The sequence below is a fragment of the Hymenobacter sp. genome, from assembly GCF_036388155.1.
GTDB lineage: Bacteria > Bacteroidota > Bacteroidia > Cytophagales > Hymenobacteraceae > Hymenobacter.
In genome coordinates this window covers 48,262-67,950 of the sequence record NZ_DASVSI010000035.1, presented here as the reverse complement: position 1 = coordinate 67,950, position 19,689 = coordinate 48,262, and the positions used below count along the sequence as shown (strand labels likewise).

At 59.9% G+C, this 19,689-nt stretch carries 13 protein-coding genes; 2 read left to right on the top strand and 11 right to left on the bottom strand.

Annotation, left to right across the window (positions count from 1 at the left end; all coding sequences use genetic code 11):
• Nucleotides 1-250: 250 nt before the first annotated feature.
• The 7 genes from VF629_RS05295 to VF629_RS05265 all read right to left on the bottom strand — a co-directional run bounded on the left by VF629_RS05295 (nt 251) and on the right by VF629_RS05265 (nt 10,217).
• Nucleotides 251-1,756 (bottom strand): TolC family protein, encoded by a 1,506-nt coding sequence (locus VF629_RS05295; RefSeq protein ID WP_331057412.1) that lies wholly within the window; start codon nt 1,754-1,756, stop codon nt 251-253.
• A 39-nt stretch (nt 1,757-1,795) separates the two neighbouring features.
• On the bottom strand, nt 1,796-2,245 hold the full coding sequence (locus tag VF629_RS05290) for a carboxypeptidase regulatory-like domain-containing protein (RefSeq protein WP_331057411.1): 450 nt from the start codon (nt 2,243-2,245) through the stop codon (nt 1,796-1,798).
• 77 nt (nt 2,246-2,322) lie between these two features.
• Nucleotides 2,323-3,567 (bottom strand): efflux RND transporter periplasmic adaptor subunit, encoded by a 1,245-nt coding sequence (locus VF629_RS05285; protein ID WP_331057410.1) that lies wholly within the window; start codon nt 3,565-3,567, stop codon nt 2,323-2,325.
• A 156-nt stretch (nt 3,568-3,723) separates the two neighbouring features.
• Nucleotides 3,724-4,866 (bottom strand): PepSY-associated TM helix domain-containing protein, encoded by a 1,143-nt coding sequence (locus VF629_RS05280; RefSeq protein WP_331057409.1) that lies wholly within the window; start codon nt 4,864-4,866, stop codon nt 3,724-3,726.
• 225 nt (nt 4,867-5,091) lie between these two features.
• A complete protein-coding gene (locus VF629_RS05275) occupies nt 5,092-7,509 on the bottom strand; it encodes a TonB-dependent receptor (protein WP_331057408.1) in 2,418 nt (805 codons plus the stop codon).
• Between the two features lie 283 nt (nt 7,510-7,792).
• A complete protein-coding gene (gene feoB, locus VF629_RS05270; RefSeq protein WP_331057407.1) occupies nt 7,793-9,883 on the bottom strand; it encodes a ferrous iron transport protein B in 2,091 nt (696 codons plus the stop codon).
• Nucleotides 9,884-9,971: 88 nt separating this feature from the next.
• Nucleotides 9,972-10,217, bottom strand: coding sequence for a FeoA family protein (locus VF629_RS05265; RefSeq protein WP_331057406.1), 246 nt, complete (start codon nt 10,215-10,217; stop codon nt 9,972-9,974).
• A gap of 258 nt (nt 10,218-10,475) precedes the next feature.
• On the opposite strand from VF629_RS05265, the gene VF629_RS05260 reads away from it, so the two are divergent.
• Nucleotides 10,476-11,375, top strand: coding sequence for a carboxypeptidase-like regulatory domain-containing protein (locus tag VF629_RS05260; protein ID WP_331057405.1), 900 nt, complete (start codon nt 10,476-10,478; stop codon nt 11,373-11,375).
• A gap of 100 nt (nt 11,376-11,475) precedes the next feature.
• On the opposite strand, the gene VF629_RS05255 is transcribed toward VF629_RS05260, so the two are convergent.
• Nucleotides 11,476-12,834 carry an alpha/beta hydrolase family protein gene (locus tag VF629_RS05255; protein WP_331057404.1) on the bottom strand — a complete coding sequence of 453 codons (1,359 nt, stop codon included), beginning with the start codon at nt 12,832-12,834 and terminating at the stop codon, nt 11,476-11,478.
• A 328-nt stretch (nt 12,835-13,162) separates the two neighbouring features.
• On the bottom strand, nt 13,163-13,780 hold the full coding sequence (locus tag VF629_RS05250; RefSeq protein ID WP_331057403.1) for an OmpA family protein: 618 nt from the start codon (nt 13,778-13,780) through the stop codon (nt 13,163-13,165).
• A gap of 293 nt (nt 13,781-14,073) precedes the next feature.
• Between VF629_RS05250 and VF629_RS05245 the strand changes: the two genes are divergently transcribed.
• Entirely contained in the window at nt 14,074-14,982 is a 909-nt protein-coding gene (locus tag VF629_RS05245) for a carboxypeptidase-like regulatory domain-containing protein (RefSeq protein WP_331057402.1), read from the top strand.
• 204 nt (nt 14,983-15,186) lie between these two features.
• Here VF629_RS05245 and VF629_RS05240 read toward each other — a convergent pair whose 3' ends face one another.
• Nucleotides 15,187-16,605, bottom strand: coding sequence for an alpha/beta hydrolase family protein (locus tag VF629_RS05240; RefSeq protein ID WP_331057401.1), 1,419 nt, complete (start codon nt 16,603-16,605; stop codon nt 15,187-15,189).
• A 188-nt stretch (nt 16,606-16,793) separates the two neighbouring features.
• A complete protein-coding gene (locus tag VF629_RS05235; protein WP_331057400.1) occupies nt 16,794-19,586 on the bottom strand; it encodes a TonB-dependent receptor in 2,793 nt (930 codons plus the stop codon).
• Nucleotides 19,587-19,689: the final 103 nt, after the last annotated feature.

The following is a 19,689-nucleotide window of genomic DNA, read 5'->3' as shown; positions in this document are numbered from 1 at the left end:
CGGTAGCAGTCGGTTGAGAGGAAGAAGCAGTCGTCGGAGTCATGGCAAGCGGCGGTTTGATGTGGCGAGAAAAAAGGTGGGGCAGGTGTCCGATTTTGAAGCCATCGGCGGCGAGTATGTTAGGCAGAAGCCAAGCAGCGTGCCAATTAAATAAAGCTTTTATAATCAGTAAATTGCATCAATCAACCGAAATTACCCCCTTGCAAATGATGTCCAGAACTGGACAGGGTGTTCGGATGTGGCAGGTCAATTATTTAGGCGCTTCAATCAAGGCCTGGCGTTCAAAATCGTACAGCGTCAGGGCTCGGAGGCGGTAATGCGCCACCCAAGCGGCCCGTAAGGCGGCGACGTAATCGCGCCGGGCCACGTCTTTGGCCGCAGCCGCCAGCGTCAAGTCGGTGAGGCTGAGGCGGCCCACCCGGTACGTGGCTTGGGTGATGGCATAACGCTGCTGGGCCAGCGAGTCGGCGCGGGCGGCGCGGGCCACTTGCTCGGCCAGGCGTGGTAGCTGTAAGGCCTGGGTGCGCACGGTTTGCTCAAAGGTCTGGGTTTCCTGCGCCACAGCGCGCTGGGTTTGGTCGCGGGTAAGCTCAGCGGTGCGCGTGATGGCGCGGCGCCGGCCCCAGTCCACCAGCGGCATGCTGAAGGCCAGGCGCAACTGCTGCTGGTTTTGCAGGTTCAGGTAAGTATCACCGAAGTTGGGCGCCTGGTTGACGTAGCCCGTGGTGGCACTCAAGCTGGCTTGCAGGCCGGTGGTGCCGCGGGCCAGGGCCACGCCGCGCTCGGCTTCGAGCAAGCGGCGGCGCAAGGCCAAGGTGGTGCTGCGGTTCTGCCGAGCCTGCGCCAGGGCTTGCTCCGGCGCCACGGCCATGAGGGGAGCCGGGGCGGGCACTGCCAGGGCAGGCTGGGCTTCGGAGTTGGGCAGTCCGGTGTAAGTCTGCAGGTCGAGGGCGGCGTTTTCGGCTTCGAGCTGGGCCTGAGCCCGGGCTTGGCGGGCGTTCAGGTAATTGAGCTCCAGTTGCAATAAGTCGTTTTGCGAGAGCCGGCCCAGCTTGAGCTTTTCCTGGCCCACGCGGAGCAGCTCGGCGCTGGCTTGCACGTTTTGGTCGGCCACGGCCTCGTTCACCTGTTGCAGCAGCAAGTCAAAGTACAGCTCCGTCACGCGCTGAGCCACCGTTTCGCGGTTTTCCACATACTGGCGCTGGCTCTCCTGGTAGCGCAGTGGCTCGATGCGCCGGGCCCAAACCAGCGAATTGAACTGGCCCAGCGGCTGCGTAAAGCCCACCGTGAATGGCTGGTTATTGTAACGCCGCAGCTGCCCGTTGAAGTCGTCGAAGCGCTGCACTTCGGAACCCACAAACACTTGCCCGCCCGTCAGGCCCACGTTCTGCGTCACGGTCAGCCCCACGTTGGAATTGTTGATGCGCACCGCCCGAAAATCGGTGGTGCCATCGGGCTGCACCACGGGCGTCACCACCCGGTTGAAGTTGGGCAGCGTGCCCGCTAGGCCCACTTGCGGCCGGTAGTTGGCCTGAAAGCTGCGCCATTGCCAGTAGCCCAGCTCCCGGTCGGTGCGCGTCTGTTGCCCCGCCACCGAGTTGTCTTGGGCCAAAGCAATAATTTCGGGCAGCGTGAGCGTCGCCCCCGGTGCGGTGCCTGGCTGCTGGCCGGCGGCCACGTGGGCACCAGCCAGCAGCCAAGCACCGCACAGGAGCTGCCGCGCTTGACGGAAAAAGAAAGGGCTTGTGTTCGACATGATGGCGTTAGAATTCCAGTTCGCGGATGCTGCTTGTTGCTACCACCGCCCCACGGCTACCCCGCGGCTCACCTGGGCCACGGGCTCGTTCACGTCGGGCCGCACCACCACTTGCTGCTCGGCCACCGGCGCCACAGCCACGGTGCCCAATTGCTGCGACGCCCGCCGCCGGCCAATGCTGATTCTCTCCCCCAGGGCTTCGTAGCCCAGCAAGTCGGTGCGCAACTGGTATGTGCCCGCGGGAATGCCGCGCAGGCGGAAGGCGCCAGCAGCATCTGTGCGGCCACTGGCCACCACGGTATAGTTGGTGGGCCGCACCAGGGTCACCCGCACGTGGGTAAGGGGCGCGTTGGTGCACTTTTCGCGCAGCGTGCCGGCCAAGGCTCCGGCCTCGCCCGAACTAGCCGACAGGTGGCCGGCTCCCAGCCCACAACCGAGGGCCACCAAGCCAATTCTGATTTTGGCAAACAGGAAGTTGTTCGTTTTCATGGTTTTGTCAGAAAAAAGGTAAGAGTGTAGGGTAACCGGCAGAAAAAAGGGAGAAAAGCCTAAAGGGGAATGGGGAGCTAGCGGAGCACCAGTTCAGGCGTGTCGGCGTGGTCCTTCATGTCGGACACGATGACTTCTTCGCCCGACCGCAAGCCCGCGGTTATTTGCACGTAATCGAAGTTGCTGGCCCCGAACTGCACCGTGCGGCGCGTGGCCACTCCATCGTTCACCACGAACACGGCTTGCTCGCGCCCGCCTTGGTAATAGGGGCCGTTTTTCAGGCGCAGCGTGTGGCGCTGGGCATCGGTCACCACGAATACATCGGCCCGCAGGTTGGAGCGAAGCACCGGGTGGTTGGCTTGCTCCAGGGTCACGTAGAAAGTCACGACGCCCTTTTCCACCGCCGGGCTGATGGTGCTGATGCTGCCGGGCAGGTCGGTGCCGTTGAGGCGCACTTTCACGGGGCCGCCGGGGCGCAGCTGGTCAGCGTAGGAGTCCGACACGGTGGCTCGCACCCGGAAGCTGCGCAGGTCAGCCACTCGAGCCAGGGCGTCGCCGGCCTGCACGGTTTCGCCCAGGTTTTCATTCACCCAGGTCACCACGCCGGACTGCTGGCTGCTGATGTTGGCTTGGCGCAGCTTGGTGGCCAGCTCCGAGATGCTGCGCTGCTGCATCGAAACGGTGTAGCCTAGTTCGCGCACGTCGGCCGCATTGGAGCGCTGCTGCGTCTGAATCTGGCGTTCCAAGCGGCTGGCTTCCAGCTTCGCCACCGTGAGGTTTAGCTCGGCCTGGCGCACGTTTTCGGCCGTGCCGCCGCCCAGTTCGAACAGCTGCTGCTCGTCGCGCAGCGCCGACTGCAGGCTGCGCACTTTCACGGCTTGCACCTGGGCCTGCGCCCGGAGGTCGTTGAGGCTGCGCTCGAGCGTGAGCTGGAGCTGCGAATTCTTGTTTTGATTGCGCAGTTGCTCATCGTCCAGCTTGGCCAGGGCCGAGTTGGCGAGTTCTTTGTCCAGCTCCAGAATGGTTTCGCCGGGCTGTACCCGCGCGCCCACCGCCACGGCCACCCGCCGGATGGTGCTTTGGATGGGGCTAGTAATCACCGCCTCACGGCCCGGAATAACGGTACCCGCAGCTGTGAGAGTGGCATCTACGTCGCCGGTTTCTACAGTGGCGGTGAGCAAGTCACTGCGCCGGATGCCGGGCTTCAACACCGAGCGAAACGCCAGCACTGCGGCCAGCAGCACCGCCACGGCACCCGCGGCTAGCAACCATCGACGGCGCGTTCGCTGATTTTGCGTGGCAAGGGGTATGGCTCTGTCCATTTTCGTGCAGGAAGTAGTAAGGTTCCTACAGGTAATGCCAAGCCGCGTGCCAACTCAATAACTAATTAATTATCAATAAAATATACAGAATACACCCGTAAGGTCTGCGCAAAAAGTGTCCACTTTTGAACAGCCTGTTCCATTCTGAACGGCTCCTTACTGCGCCACCGGACGCAGAGCCTTCGCGCCTTTCTTGCTTTTCTGCTTGCGGCCCCACCACAGCAGGGCACCCGTCACGGGCAAACTGGCCGAAATCAGGCTGGCGAGGAAGGCCACAATTTTGCCTCCCAAGCCCAGAATTAGGCCCGTGTGGATGTCGTAGTTCATGTCGCCCAACTTCTTGCCGTTGCTCTTGGCGGCGTGCGGCTGGCTCATCAGCAATTGCCCCGACACCGGATGAAACGCATACTCGTCGCGGTGGTAGTAGTGCAACGTCTTTTGGTAAGCCCAACATTGCGCGGGCGCCTTGCCATTACCGGCCGGCCCGATAATCATCATCTCGGCCCCCGGCGAGTCGCGCTGCACCGTGCGGTAAATTACATCGGGCAACGGCTGAGCGGCGGCCGTTACGGCCTGCAGGGTATCTATTTTGGCCACCGCCGTGTCTTGCGGATAGGTCCGGCCGCCGTTGGCCGCCAACATAACCGAGTCGAGCAGCACCGGAAAAATCATGAACAGGCCCGTGAGTGCCAGCAGCCCGGCAATGCTAGCGACGTAAAAGCCCAACACGTTGTGCAAGTCATAGTTGACGCGCCGCCAGCGGGCACCCCACTTCACGGTGAAGCGCTGTTTGCATTCCTGCTTGCGCTTGGGCCACCACAGCACCAGCCCCGTGCCTAGCATGAGCAGAAAAATGATGACGCTGCCGCCCACCACCCATTTCGCCACCGCTTCGGGCAGCAGCAAGGTCATGTGAATAGCCTGCACGATGCTGAAGAAATGCCAGCGCAAATCCTGCGCCTTTAGCACCTGGCCGGTGTAGGGGTTCAGGTACACCTGCGTGGGCACCCCGACCGGGTCGGTAAAAAACACCGTGGCCGAGCGTTCAGGACCGAAATAGGTCACCCAGGTCGCGGCTTTTTCCACGCCCGGATGCTTCGCCAGCGCCGCCGCCTGCAGGCGCGAGGGCAGCAGTGGCGCCGACGCCCGCGCTTCCACTTTGCGCCATGGTTCCGTCAAGTCCCGGATTTCGTCCTGAAACGTGAAAATGGCACCCGTCAGGCTCACGATGAACACCACCAGCCCCGAAGCCAGGCCCAGCCAAAGATGCACTTTACCAACGGCTTGCTTAATGGTCATGGGAAGATTGTCAATGACAGAAAATACTACCGTGGCACGCAACTGGCGTTGGCGTAGCGAAGCATCCCCGCCCCTTCTCCGCCACGACTCACCACCGCAGCCGAAGAAAGTGTTGCGCTCATTCATTGCAGCGAACCATGCGCAGTGCAGCAGAGATGCTTCGGCTACGCCGATGCCAGACACACAGGGCAGGCCTTGCTAATGCCGGTAACTACCGTTGTTTGCTTAAAACTTATAGGCCACGCTACCCACGATGCTGCGCAGCTTCTGCGCGCTCATGGTGGTGTAGCCAATCCAATACTTTTGGTCGGTCAGGTTGTCTACCCGCGCCGAGATGCGGTACTTGGGCTGGTCGTAGAACACGCTGGCATTCAAAATGGTGTAGGCCGGCAGCGTGAACACGTTGGTCTTGGTGTTCTGGACTTTGTTGTCGCTGGCGTAGTTGCCCCCGAAGCCGGCGCCCAAGCCCTTGAGTACGCCTTCGGGCTGGCGGTAGCTCACCCAAGCATTGGCTAGGTAGGGCGAGGAGGCGGTATTGGGACGCAGGCCGTTCACGTCCTCGGTTGCGTTCACTAGGACCGAGTGGTTGTAGGCGAAACCGCCCACCACGTTCAGGCCCGGCAGCGGGGTGGCAATCAAGTTCAGCTCTACGCCGCGGCTTTCCTGGGTGCCGTTTTGCGTGCTGGCGTTTGGGATGGCGTCGTTGGCACCCGGGCTACTTTCGCCGATTGGCGTAGAGCGCAGGCGGTTTTTCACCTCAATGTTGTAGTAGCTCACCGTGGCGCTCACCCGGCCGTCGGCCGCGTCCAGCTTCACACCGGCCTCTACTTGGTTGGCTTGCTCAGGCTTAGCAATGCGCCCAATGCCGTCGGTTCCGGTGTAACTGCCCAGGTTGTTGAAGCTGTTTTGGTAGTTGGCAAACACGGCCACCCGGTCTTTCACCGGCTGGTACACGGCACCAAACTTGGGTGAAAGTGCGGTCTGCGTATACGGCTCCGTCGGCGTGTAGAAGATGCCGCCTTTGTTGTCGAAATGGTCGACGCGCAAAGCTGCCAACACGCTCAGCTGCTCGGTCAGGTTCAGCACATCCGACACGAAGGCGCTGTAGGTATTCGACTTGGTCGTGACCAGGTAATGCGGCGGCGGGGTGGCCGCGTAGAGCTGGTTCACCGTCGTGCCGCTGAAGTTGCGGAAATCATAGCCCGGCACGTTTAGCGGGGCCGTATCGAAGCCGCCGCCCAGGAAGTCCACGTCGGAATCGAGGCGCAGGAAATCAAGCCCCAGCACCACGCGGTTGCGCAGCCCAGCCACCTGAAAGTCGCCGTTGAAGAGCTGCTGCACCTCGAAGATTTGCCGGCGGCTGTTATCGGTGGACTGGTCGGCTCGGGCTAGCAAGTGGGTGCCCGGCGTGGTGACGGCGCCCTGGCTGGCCGTAGCGTCCGACACTAGGTAAAAGTAGGGTCCGAACCCGTTGGAGTAGCTGTGGCTCGACGTGAGGTAGGTAGTCGAGGTGAAGGCCGGCGAAATGCGGTACTGCACTTGCCCAAACAGGTTGGTGCTCCGCGAGTCCTGCGTCAGGCCCGGCCCTTGGTACGACTGCCGGTAATCAAGCGGCACTTCATCGGCTCGTGACACGCCCAGCGCTTGCGACGTTTCATAGAAGAAAATCATCTGCTTGCCCACGTTGGTCCCGCGGTACACTTCTGCGTCCAGGTTGATGGTCAGCTTCTCGTTGGGCCGGAACTGCAGGCTCGGCGCAATGGCCAGGCTCTTGTTGAAGCCCGTGTAGCCCGCGTTCTGAAAGTTGTCCTCGTAGTTGTAAGCCGTGTTCAGCCGGAAAGCCAAACTCTTTGAAGCGTTGAGCGGCGTGTTCACGTCGGCGCTGATGCGGTGGAAGGCGTAGCTGCCCGCCGACACGGCTACTTCTCCGCCAAAGCTCTCGTAGGGCTTCTTCGTCACGCGGTTCAGCAGGCCGCCGTACGACGTAAGCGCACTGCCAAACAGCGTACCCGACGGCCCCTTGATGACTTCAAGCTTCTCTAGGTTCACGGCGTCGATGTCGCTGGTCACATTGCCGGCCACACCGTTGCGCAGCTGGCTAGAGGTCACGAAGCCACGGCTGGCGTAGAAGGCGCCGCCGTCGCCGCCGCGGCCAGTGGCGTCCCACATTTTTTGCAGGCCGGGTACGTTGCGGGTGGCGTCATCCACCGAAAACACCAGTTGCTCGGTCAGCAATTCCTTGCCCACCGTGGCGTACACCTGCGGGTTTTCCAAGTTACGGAGCGGCATCTTGCTCACGTATTCCGAATTCTTGCGAGCAAACTTGTTGGTGCGGTCGCCAGTCACGGTCACTTCGCCTAGCTCTTCGGCATTTTCTGCCAGCGAAAAATTCTGGGTCAATGTTTCGCCTGCGCCCACCTGCACACGGCGGCTTTGGGTAGCATAACCCACCAACCGCACGGTCAGCGTACGCGCCCCAACCGGTACGTCAACCAAGCTGTAGTTACCCTCAACATCAGTGCTAGCACCAATGGTGGTACCCGCTACCACAACCGATGCCCCAATGAGGGGCTGGCCTGAAGCTTGCGTGGCTTTGCCCTGCACGGCACCCGTGTTTTGGGCGTATGCTGTGGTGCTTGCCAAAGCAAACAAACTAATAAACAATAGAATAGCGCGGAAGCAGAGGCTAGGTCGAGACAGAGTCATGGGTCGTTGGTTTGCAATTGATGGTGCAAAGCAACGGCAGTAAATCGGCATTTCCAACTTTATTTAGACAAATTCTAAATAAGGAAATCTCTAATCTTTAACATCAGCACAGTCGCCACCCTAGAGCAACCTTAATAGAATGACAAGGTCCCGTTCAGCATAGAACGGGACCTTGTCATTTCTTATCGGTAGTAAGATTTGCTTGACTAGCCTTCTGCCCTTACGCCAATACCTGGTACACCACAAAAGCCGCCGCGTAGGCCAAGCCCGTCATGTATACAAGTTGCGCCAGCGGCCACTTCCAGTTCTTGGTTTCGCGGTAAGTTACGGCCAGCGTGCTCATGCATTGCATGGCGAATACGTAGAACACTAGCAGCGAAAACGCCCGGGCCGGGGTGAAAAACGGCTGTCCGTTGGCGTCCTTTTCGGCGCTCAGCTTCTGTTGTAGCGTGCCCATGTCGGCATCCTGCCCCACGCTGTAAATGGTGGAAATGGTGCCCACGAATACCTCCCGCGCCGCAAACGACGTGAGCAGCGCAATGCCAATTTTCCAGTCGTAGCCCAGGGGCCGAATGGCCGGCTCCAGCGCCCGCCCAAACGAGCCCGCGTAGGAATTCTCCAGGCGCGCTGAAGCCACCCGGCGGCTGGTTTCGGCGTCGTCCCAGGCTTGCGCGGTGGCCTGTTGGCGCACTTGCGCTTCGGCCGTTTCCTGCTGTTGGCCAGGGCCGTAGCTGGCCAGGACCCACAGCAGCACCGAAATGGCAATAATCACCTTACCCGCCTGAAAGACAAAGGCCTGCACTTTCTGGTAGATGGTCAGGGCCACGTTTTTCCAGCGCGGCCACTGGTATACCGGGAATTCCATGATGAAGTAGCTCCGTTCGCGGGCTTTCAAGACCTTCTTCAGCACCCAGGCCGAGCCCAAGGCCGAGAACAGCCCCAGCAAGTACAACCCCATCAGGGCCACGCCGCGCAGGTTGAAAATGCCCCAGGCCGCCTCGTCCGGCACCACCAGCGCCACCAGCACCGTGTACACCGGAATGCGCGCCGAGCACGACATTAACGGCGTCACGAAAATGGTTATCATCCGGTCTTTCCAGCTCTCAATGGTGCGCGCCCCCATGATGGCCGGCACCGCGCAGGCCAGGCCCGAAATGAGGGGCACCACGCTTTTGCCGCTCAGGCCAAAAGGGCGCATCAGCTTATCCATCAAGAAGGTTACGCGAGCCATGTACCCCGTTTCCTCTAGCACGGCCAGGAAGCCAAACAGCAAGGCAATCTGCGGAATGAAAATCAGCACGCCGCCCAAGCCGGCCAGCACACCTTCGGTGAGGAGCCGCACCAGCGGCCCCGAAAAGTTGTCCTGAATGACGCCGCTCAAGGCCGAAATTCCCTGGTCAATCCAGTCCATGGGGTACTGCGCCCAGGCAAAAATGGCCTGAAACAGCAGAAACAGAATGCCCAGAAAAATCAGGTAGCCGCCCACGCGGTGCGTCAGCACCTTGTCGATGCGGTTGCTAATGGGCTCGCGCGTTTCGGTGCGCGTCACCGTCACCGTCTCGAGCAGTATCTCGTTGATGCGCGAGTAGCGGGCAATGGTTTCGGCCGCTTGCTGCGCCGTCGCGTCGAAGCTGTACTTGTGAGTCAGCTCCTGCAAGTGGGCCTTGTCGTCGGCGCTCAAGAAGCTAATCTGGCGGAACTGCTGGGCGTAGTGCAGGGCCAGGTAATCGTTGTGCAGGTCGAAGTAGTAACGAATCTGGCGCACTAGCGGCAGCAGTTTCTCGTCGGGCTCCCAGAAACGCACCGGTGCGGCGTCCAGCCGCTGTGCCATCACAATTTTTAGCGCGGCCACTCCACTGCCGTTGCGGGCATTCATCGGGATGATGGGCACGCCCAGTTCCTGCTCCAACGCCGGCAAGTCAATGTTGACACCGTGGCGCTCGGCCACGTCCATCATGTTGAGGGCCAGCACGGCGGGCAGGCCGAGGTCGCCGAGCTGCGTGAACAGCAGCAGGCTGCGCCGCAGGTTGTTGGCGTCTACCGTCACCACCACAAAGTCGGGGTAGCCGTCAGCGGTTTTGTCGTAGAGCAGGTCGGTAATCACCTTTTCGTCCAGGCTCTTGGGATAGAGCGAGTACGTGCCGGGCAAGTCCACAATTTCGGCTCGCTGCGATGGCGTGAGCTGCGCAAAACCAGATTTCCGGTCAACCGTGACCCCAGGAAAGTTGCCCACCTTTTGGTTGAGCCCCGTGAGTTGGTTGAACAGGGAGGTTTTGCCACTGTTGGGGTTGCCAATCAGGGCTATACGCAAGGGCCGGGCTGTGGTAGTTGGTCCTGTTTGCGGTGCAGCGGGAACTGCGGTCGCTAAGTTGCTTTCTATCGCCGCCATACGCTGCGCCCTACTCCTTCAACAAAATGGTGGCCGCCTCGCTGGCTCGCACCGACAACGTATATTCCTGATTGCCCAGTACCAGCATCAGCGGGTCGCCCAAAGGCGCCCGGCCGCTTAGCCGCACTTGCACCCCGGGCACGCAGCCCATTTCCAAGAGCTTCAACGCCATTTCGGGGTCTTCCAAGCAGCAAATGGTACCCGTCTCGCCCACCCGCAAATCCTTGGCCGTGCGCCGAACGGCGGTAGCGGACAATGGGACTTGACTGGTACGACGGAATAATGCCACGGGCGAAAACGGTTAACTGCTTATTTAGAAAGAATACAAACAAAGGTACGTTCACAAACGCTTTCAAACTGCTTATAGTTTTTCCAAGGACTAAAAACATCTAGTTCATTTACTCTGGCTTGCCCATGGTTTGTCCTACATTTCTTGGGAAAGTTGTATCTGCTAATATTTAGCAATAACTTTCTGCCTCGAATTTGTAATTTTGTTCGTTCTACCTCTTATTATATGTCCCTACGCCTACTTTTTTTATCATTATTTTTAGCCAGCGCTACAGCTCCAGGTTGGGCCCAACAAGTGCAAATCAAGGGAGTTATTGTCGATAAAGACACCAAAGAGCCTTTGCCTTTCACTTCCATCGGCCTTAAGAATGAGCAGATTGGCGCCTTGAGCAACGAGCACGGCCAGTTCATTGTACCTGCTCCCACCAAAGGCGCCGACGACTCTCTGGTAGTCGTGGCGCTGGGTTACGGCCGGCGGGCTGTGCTGGTCAAGCGCGGGGTAGCAGTGCCCAATCTCACCATCGAAGTGCCCAAGCGAGCCGTGCAACTTGGCAACGTGGTGGTGAAAGCTGGGAAAGTAAAAAACCTGGGCCTCGGCGCTAAATCCGATAACCCCGGCGAGGGCATGATTCAGGGCTTGCCCGGCAGCCAGTACGCCTTCTTTGTGAAGAACGACAAGAAGAAAAAGCTGGGCAACGTGCGGACCGTGTCGTTCTACATTGGCGAGAACGGTTTCCCCCGCGAGCCCTTCCGCGTGCGCTTGTACAAGGCCGACGGCAACTACAACGCCCCCAACACCGACCTGCTCACCGAAAACGTGGTCGTCTCGGCCCCCCAGGGTGGCCAGTGGTACACCGTCGACCTGACCCCCTACAACATCACCGCACCCGAGGAAGGCTTTTTTGTGGCCATGGAGTGGGTGGTGAGCGGCGATAAGTTCTTCGCCACCAACTTCATGGACGACTACACGCCCTACGGCCAGATTATGCGCCCCACCTTTGAGTTCAAAGAAAGCCGCACCTGGAACTACTCCATCGGCAAGGGCTGGAGCTTGATTACGGCCGCCAACGGCCAAGGCCTGCGCTACAACGCCATGATTAAGGCCGAGGTAGACATGATTAAATAGCACAGCGCGGCTGTTAAAGCCAAACAACCTGCTCAAACAGAAGCGCTTTGGGTTCGGCTAGACGGGCGCCGGGTATGCATGACAGCACTTTGCTGTCCATTTATTTGGGTAGGCTCTTAGCCCCAGGGCTTAGCCCAACTATCCATTCCCGAATGGTTTCCTGCGCCACGGTCGACAAGAGAGGCTTCATCTCTCCGTTCATCAGGGTCCACTCTGTTTTAGCGGGCTGAAACAGGTGGTTGACGCCGGGCAAGCGCTTGGCCACGGTATTGCGGTTAATGCTTTTGAGCTCTTTTTCCAGGGCGGCTTGGTGCAAGTCGGCGGGCGACTCCAGGTCATCCATGCCGGTAAGCAGCAGCACGGGGCACTGCACCTGGTCGAGCTCTTCCAACGGGTCGAAGCCTAGGAAATAACGGCGCCACGGGGTAAGCAGCTGTGCAGCGGCAGTCTGCGCCTCTTTGGGGTCGAGGCCGGGTTGGTCTTGGCGCAGCATGTTGCTCACAATGGCCTGGGTCTGAGGCGGGTTGGTCTGCCGGATGATGTCGTACATGGTGCGCTGCCGCTCATAAGCCGCTTGCACCAGCGCGGGGTCGAGCTTTTTGGAGCGCTGCAGCGCCACCTGTTGCTGCAACAGCGTCTGCTCTCCGGTCAGGCCGTAGCCGGCCAGCGACACCACAAACGCGGGCGGCAGCGGCTGGCCAGCAGCCAGCAAGGCCACATTGGCCCCCTCGCCGTGGCCCACGGCCCCGATGCGGTTGATGTTAACTTCCAATCGGGCGCGCAGAAAATTGATGGCGGCTTGCACGTCGCTCACCAGCATGGCCGTGGTGGCCGTGGTGGTGCTGCCGCCCGACTGACCCACGCCGCGGTCGTCGTAGCGCAGCACGGCAATGCCGCGCCGGGTAAGGTAGTCGGCCAGCGACCCCATCAGGTGGTAGTCGCCCACGGTGCCGTCCCGGTCCTGTGGCCCGAGGTCGCTGACCAGTACCACGGCGGGGAAAGGGCCGGGCCCCGCGGGCACCGTCAACGTGCCCGCCAGGTTGAGCCGCGACACGGGGTTGTTGAACACCACGTCTTCTTCGCGGTAGGGCGGAGCCAGGCGCGTGCCGGGGCCGTTGACGGCAGGCATGGGCGAATAGCGCAGCACCACGGCCGACTTCACGCCCGTCTGGTTCCAAATCCCATTCAACTCTTTCTTCGCCGCGTCGAACCGGGCGGCGTAGCGGCTGCCCGCGCCCGGCATCGACAACAACACCGAATCGCCGCGCACGGTGACTTCGGTGGGTACCCGGGTTAGTTTTTGAGCCGGCACATCCAACGCCCCAAAATACTTGCCGTTGGCCAGGGGCACTATGCTGATGGTGAGGTCGAGCTGCCCACCCAGCACCGATAATTTACCTTTCCATAATCCTCCCAGAGGCAGCGGCTCGGCGGCCAGCGTGCTGGCAGCGACCCACAATTCCCCGGCACTTGGCGTACATAGTAGCACAAGCACCCAAATCAAGCACCTAACCATTTTGAAAAATTCTTAAAGCAATATAAAAGACCCGAAAGATAAGCAGAAGACTAGCGTGTATAGTAAAAATGACTGCCCGGCCCCGGACGAATTTGCCAGCAGTCACACGCCCTAAAACAACTCTAAGACCAGGCGCAGTGTTTCTCCCGAACACCCAAAGCCACCTTGTTCAGGGCAAGCCAGCCGCCGAGGTGCTTATGCAGTGAGCATTGCACAGAAAAGGCCCGCACGCATGAGCGCACGGGCCTTGCCATCTGCCTATTGGCAATGCTTACTTGGTACGCACGGCTATTTCCACGCGGCGGTTTTCCTGCCGGCCTTCAGGGGTGGCGTTCGTGGCGGCCGGGTTGCTCTCGCCCATGGGCTCCACGCTCACCCGGCTGGCGTCAATCTTGCCGTTTGACACGAGGTACTTTTTCACGGCTTCGGCGCGCTTCTCGCTCAATTCGCGGTTGTAGTTTTTATCGCCGCGCGAGTCGGCAAAGCCCATCACGCGCACCTGGCCGTTGCTGTAGCGCTGGCCAATGGAGCCCGTGATTTGCTGCAGCGTAGCCGCGGCCGTCGATTTAATTTCCGACTTATCGGTATCGAAGAGCACGGTTTCGTCCACGCTATACACGTTGTAGGTGCTGTCTCCCCGCACGCTGACTCCCGGCAAGTTAATTTCTTTGAATTTCACGTCGGCCAGTTTCGCCTTGGTCATGTCCCAGGCATTGTCTACCGAATTGGCGGCGCTGGCGGCTACGTCGCCCGCCGTTTGGCCGTCGCGCGTCATCACGGCGGTATCCTGACCTGCTTCTGCTAGTTGGTCTTTGGTTTCCGAGCGTTTGGTTTCGCAGCTGGCAAGCAGAACCGTGGCGGCCAGCAAAGTCAAAAAAGTAGTCTTCATGTGAGAAGAAAAGAAGGTGAGAATGATTTTTTGTCGATACGCACTCAGCTCAACTATGTTATTCTTTTTAGAAAAACTGGCTTGCTCAATCGGCCTGCAAAGGCCATTTTGGAGGCAGGCGGCAGTATTTAGCTTACTTTAATATTAAAAAATCTGCATTAAGAGCAACATCGTAAGTAGCAAAATTTGCATTCACAAAAACCTTTGTTGCTCTCAATGACCAGCAATGACGGTATAATGGCAGAGAATTTGTAAATTTGCCAGTCTTACATCCATTATAATTATTCTTGGCAATGAAGAAACGCCTACCTTTTCTTGCTTTTTGGGTTCTATTGCTATTGCCAGCACTAAGCTGGGCACAGGAAAACCGCATTACGGGTCGCGTCGTTGACGCGAAAACCAAAGACCCCGTGCCTTTTGCATCCATTGGGTTGCGCGAAGAAGGCACCGGCGCGCTCACCAACGAGTATGGTTATTTTCAATTAGCCGGCCTGGAAAAAACCAGTCAGGATTCTCTGATTGTTATGACGTTGGGTTACGAGCACAGCGCCGTTTTCATCAAGCGCGGCAGCACCGAAGACCTTATTGTGGAACTGAAAAAGCGCTTTGTTGACTTGGGCACGAGCGGAGGCGTGGTGGTGAAAGGCGGCAAGCTCAAGAATCTAGAGCTGGGCTCGAAGTCCAATAACCCGGGCGAGGGGATGATTCAGGGCCTGCCCGGCAGCCAGTACGCCTTCTTCGTCAAAAACGACAAGCAAAAGAAGCTGGGCAACGTGCGCACGGTCTCGTTCTACATCGGCGAGAACGGCTTCCCGCGCGAGCCTTTCCGCGTGCGCTTGTACAAGGCCGACGGCAACTACAACGCCCCCAACACCGACCTGCTCACCGAAAACGTTGTGGTGTCAGCTTCGCGCGGCGGCGAATGGTACACCATTGACTTGAGCACCTACAACATCCCCGCGCCCGAGGAAGGCTTTTTTGTGGCCATGGAGTGGATTGTGGGCGGCGACAAGTTCTACACCACCAACTTCATGGACAACTACACGCCCTACGGCCAGATTATGCGCCCCACTTTCGAATACAAGGAGAGCCGCACCTGGAGCTACACCATCGGCAAAGGCTGGAACCTACTGACCTTGGCCAACGGCCAGGGCCGTCGCTACAACGCCATGATTAAGGCCGAGGTAGACATGATTAAATAAGGACCGCAGATTTTCGCGGATTCAACGGATTGCGCGGATTCTGGCGGCGTTGAGTTGTTCCTATTTTGTAAATTAGAAAAGGCCCCGCCAGCGCGGGGCCTTTTCTGTTGGCCATAAGTCTTGTCTTGCTTGGCGGAGGGTTCTCGCGCCGTATCAGGCCGCCAGAATCCGCGCAATCGGTTAAATCCGCGAAAATCTGCGGTCCTATTTTTTGGCTTGGGTCACAATCCATTCCCGAATGGTCTCCTGGGCCTCGGGCGAGAAGTTCGGCTGGGGTTGGCCATTCACGATGGGCCACTTAGTCGCGTCGGGTTGAAACATGTGGTTGACACCGGCCAGCTTTTTAGACGTCACGTTCTTGTTTTTGCTCAGGCCGGCGCCGAGGGCTTTCAGGTTGGCGTCGGCGTTGATGGTGAGGTCGGAAGTTCCGTTGAGCAGCAGCACGGGGCAGTTCACGGCCGGCAGCTTCTCCACGGGGTTGAAGGCCAAGAAGTAGCGGTAGCGGGGCGAGGTCATTTCGGCGGCGCTCGACTGGGCAGTGGCGTTGTCGATGGCGGCGTTGTTCTGCTTCAGCATGTTGGCCACAATGGCTTGCGCCTGGGCGTTGTCGGTGGTCTGGCGGATGATTTCCAGCATGGCCAGCTGGCGCTTGGTAGCAGCTTCAATCTGAGCCGACTCGGTGCCGAGCGTGCGCAAGGTGGTGGCCTGCTGCTGCACCACAATGTCGCGGCCGGGTAGGCCGTACGCCGCCAGGGCCACCACAAACGCGGGCGGCAGCGGCTGCGCAGCGGCCAACAAGGCAACGTTGCCGCCTTCGCCGTGCCCAACCAAACCCAGGTGCGAAAGGTCTATTTCGGGCCGGGTACGCAGGTAGTTCAGGCCCGCTTGGGCGTCGCTCACCAGGTCGGCGGTAGTTACGGCCGGGGTGCCGCCCGACTTGCCCACGCCCCGGTCGTCGAAGCGTAGCACGGCAATGCCGCGCCGGGTGAGGTAGTCGGCCAGCATGCCCAGCGGCGCAAAGTCGCCCACGGTGCCGTCGCGGTCCTGTGGGCCTACGTCGCTGAGCAGCACCACGGCCGGAAACGGCCCCGGTCCCGCCGGAATGGTCAGCATGCCCCCCAGCCGGGCGTTGACGGCCAAGTTGCTAAAAGTGGCTTCTTCCTCGCGGTAAGGCGGGGTGAGGCGCACGTTCTTAGCATTCATAGCCGGCAGAGGGCTGAAGGTCAGCGTCATGGGCACTTTGAAGCCTGGCTGCTGCCAGGTGCCCGTCATTTGCTTGCCGTCGGCCGTTACCTTGCCCACGAAGCGGCTATTGGCTTCTTCGGCGAAGAGCCGCACGGTATCGGCTTTCACCTCGGTCTTCACGTTCATGCGGCTCACCTTTTGCAGGGGCACATCGAGCGTGCAGAAATACTCGCCGCCGGTGAGTTTCACGAAGCGAAAGATGACTTCGAGCTGGCCGCCGGGCACTTTCAATTGGCCTTTCCAGAGTCCGTCGAGGGGAGGCACATCGGCCACGGCCAGCGGCGCAGAACCAGGGCGTGCCTGCACGGGCGCCACGAATTGGATGCAGAATAAAAGCGCGCCCAGAAGGAACGGTAAACGAAAAGTAGTGATGGTCATATCCTAAAAAAAGCTTCACGAAGGACTATAGCACCCCAAAGTTATTATGGACGCGTTGCCCCAACTGTAAAATAGCAAAATAAATACCTTGCCAACCTTGTATTATTTGTCGACTTACACAAAAAATACCTGCTCCCAACGGGAAGCAGGTATAAAAATTTGCTAAAAAGACCCTGAATTCGCTGCGTTTACAGGCCCAGTGTATAAGCGGCCTTCAGGTAGAAAAATGCGCCGTTCGCGCCCATTTGCACCGCTTCGTGCGGCACGGTGTCGAAGTCGTAGGGCAGGAACAACGAGCCGTGAGCGGCGCGGAAATCCCGCTCAAACTCTGCTACCGACTTGCCTTCGCCGTAAGCCTCTTCGGGGAGGTGACCGTTGGCGGCGGCTTGCTTTTTGCTGTCGGGCAGCACGTTGAACAAGTTATTGGCGCCAAGGGTGAACGTCACGGACTTGGTGGGCCGGCATGATACCATGAGGTCGGTGACGTACTTGGGGGTGAAGCGCAGGAAATACGAGCCTTCGTCAATCAGGGCGAAGTTGTAATCGTAGTAAGCAACCTCGCCGAAGCGGGTGAGGCGCGACTGGATGGCGAAGCGGCCCATTTCGAACGACGCCGAGGTAAACACCTTGGAAGCGGGGCTGCCCGTTTCCAGCATGGACAGCGGCCGCTGGTCAATGTAGTTCACGTCGTAATCGTCGTCGTCCTGAATTTCCGCGAATTTCTCGGGCACCTCGGCATCCACGGTGACGCGGTTGAAGTTGGCGGCCAGGCTCAACGAGAGGTTGCCGCGGCCCACCGCGTGCGCATAGCGGGCCACCACGTCAACGCCTTGCGTGCGGGTGTCGGCCGCGTTGGTGAAGAACTGCCCCACCGAGGCGTTGTTGTCCTTCAGGTACTGCGCGTAACCAGCCGAGGGAAATGCCTCGGCCGAGAACAAGCCCGACAGCAGGATGATGTTGTCCACCGCAATGCTGTAGGCGTCGGCCGTGAAAGTCAGGGCCGGGGTGGGCGTGAGCACCAGGCCGGCGCGGAAGTTGCGCGAAGTCTCCGGGCGCAGGGCCGCGAAGCCCAGCTGCTGCCGGATGGCGCTGGTGTTGGGAATGAGCAGGGCGTTGATGTTGCCGTCGGGCGCATGGAACACCGTGGTTTGGGAATAAGACTGCTGCTGGATGGACGGCGCCCGGAAGCTGGTGTTGAAACCGCCGCGCAGGGCCAGCCACGGGCTCACGCGCAGGCGGCTCGACACCTTATAAATGAAGTCTGATTCCTTGTTGTCGGAGTATTTCTCGTAGCGAATGGCCGTGCCCAGGCTCCAGTTCTTCAGCACGTCGGCTTCGATGTCGAGGAAGCCGCCGTAGTTCTGCCGGCTCACGTCGAGGCCCGAGTCGAAGCTGAGGAGGCCTTGCGCGCCCGCGTCGGCGCCAGTCGTGCCTTTGGTTCCGGCCGTATAGCCGGCCAGGTCGCCTTTCGTTTTGGTGAAGGTGTCGTTGCGCACTTCGCCCCCGAAGGCCACGTTGGTTCCGGCCAGCACCTTGTCAAACAAGCGGCTGACCGTGGCGTTGCTCACGTTTTGCAAGAACGACACCTGGCCGGTGCGGAAGGAAGTAGGCGACGTGGTTCCCAGCTGGGGGTTCACCGACTCGCTCAGGTCGGCCTGCATGCGGTTGTAGCCCGCCACGTTGCTCAGGTCAAGCGTCCATTTGCCCAGCTCGGTGGTGAAACCCAAGGCCAGCGAAGCGTCGTCCTGGGTGTTGGTTTGCCGAGGCTGGTAGCCGAGCGGCGAGGTTAAGCCGGGCACCACGTCGGCGGGCGAAGCGAGGCCCAGCACCCACGGTTGGCGGGACTCGCCGTTGCGGCGGTTGTAGGTGCCAAAGGTGTAAAAACGGCTTTTGCCGGATACCTGCACGCCAGCGTTGTACAGCAAGCGGTAGTTGATGCTCCGGGCGTCGCCGTTGCGCTGGGCAAACTCGTCCTCGCGGCCTTTCATTTTTGCGGCTTCCTCGGCGGGGCTGGTCGAGAACACCGGGTGCGATTCTACGTCGCGGGTGATGGCGCGCGACGTGTAGCCGCGATAGTCGGCCTCACCGGTCAGGTTGGCAAAGCCTTTGTCGCCCAGCTTGAAGCCTTTGTTCAGGCTCAGCGTGGTGTTGAGGCCGTCGCCGGCTTGGTGCAGGCCGGTGTTCACCAGCACGTTGCCGCCGCGATTGTCGGTCTTGAGGGCGAAGTTCATCACGCCGGCAATGGCGTCGGAGCCGTACTGGGCCGCCGCGCCGTCGCGCAGCACCTCCACCCGGTCGAGGGCATTGGCCGACAGCACGTTCACGTCGGTACCCGAGCTGCCCACGCCGCGCGTGCCCAGCAGGTTCAGGGCCGCTTGGCTGTGGAAGCGCTTGCCGTTTACGAGCACCAGCATTTGGTCGACGCCCAGGCCCCGCAACGAACTGGGGTCCGCATGGTCCGACACGTCGGACACGGTTTGCCGGGTCGAGTTGAAGGAGGGCACCACGTAATTGAGAATCTGACCGACGTCGGTGCGCGGGGCCGTCAGGGCCAAGTCGCGCATGTCGATTACGTCAACCGGGTCCACGGCGTCGGCCGCGCTGCGGTCGGTGCGGCGCGTGCCCACGGCCACCACGTCGGGCACCAGGGTCAACGTCAGGTTCACCGGCGCGTCCGGCTTCAAATACACGTCATTGATTACCTGCGAGCGGAAACCGGGCTGGCTGATGCGCAATATGTAAGGGCCACCCGTGAGCATGGTGTTCATGTCGAAGTGGCCCGTCGTATCGGTCGTAGCGACCCGGCTGATGCCCGTGGGCAAGTGCAGCACCGTAAGCGAGGCGCCCACCAAAGCAGCGCCTTTGTCGGTGCCAATTGTACCGCCTATGGCAGCGGTGGACGTGACTTGGGCCCAGCTTTTGGCTGGGGCTCCACAGCACAGCAACACGGCGAGTACGATGGGGAGTAAAGTTGACTTCATTAAAAAACTATAAAAGAATAAAAACCGGACCTTGATTGGGGTGCAAAGCACTCCACGGAGCTCTATTCTTTTATTCGTCTTTCGCTACATTCCAGAATTTGGC